General features: G+C 52.5%; 2 protein-coding genes. Both read right to left on the reverse strand.

Features of this window, described 5'->3' with window-relative positions; all coding sequences use genetic code 11:
- On the reverse strand, positions 1–251 hold a 251-nt coding region (locus B5G28_RS14290), incomplete at its 3' end, for a transposase (RefSeq protein ID WP_204228886.1).
- A gap of 83 nt (positions 252–334) precedes the next feature.
- Positions 335–612 (reverse strand): transposase domain-containing protein (locus B5G28_RS14295; protein WP_144265592.1); only part of this gene is annotated, 278 nt, incomplete at its 5' end.

A 612-nucleotide genomic window follows, 5' to 3' on the forward strand; every position in this document is an offset into this window, starting at 1 on the left:
GGCAGCTCACAGACTACCTTCTTGTGTTCCAAGCCTTCTGTCAGTTCTTCTTTGGTCCGTTTCGCTTTCCGGGCATGGGCCTTCACCGGGGTCGTTTTTCCCGGTTCCGGAGCAGATGCGTCGCTGCAGGCTTCCACTTCATTGAAGAAGTCCAACTGCTGGGCGTCCACATACTGAATCTGTTCACTGGATTGCCCAAACATCCGTTTGCGCATCTGAACCAGCTGTTCATTCAGGGACTGCAACTTCACCAGCTGTTTTTCCGTAAGCGCTCCATAATCCCCCGTGAGGGATAAAGAAAAGAGCTCCCATAAGGAGCTCAAATCGGTTAAAATTATTTGAGTTTGCAATACTCGGGAAGGCTTTCAGCCCAGGGGAGCAGCGGAACCAGTTGTTCCTCGGTAGGATTTTCGCCCAGTTTGGGCAGCTCCTGCAGCAGGAACAGTAGGTAACCAAAGGGATCCAGACCATTGTGCTTGGCTGTCTCGATCACACTGAAACATAGGGCACTGGCATCGGCACCCTTTGCGGTGTCGCAGAACAGAAAATTCTTGCGCGCCATCACGAAAGGCTTCACCGTGCGTTCGGCAAGGTTATTGGTCAGTTCCAGGC

This window comes from Faecalibacterium sp. An77 (genome assembly GCF_002161315.1).
Taxonomy (GTDB): Bacteria; Bacillota; Clostridia; order Oscillospirales; family Ruminococcaceae; genus Faecalibacterium.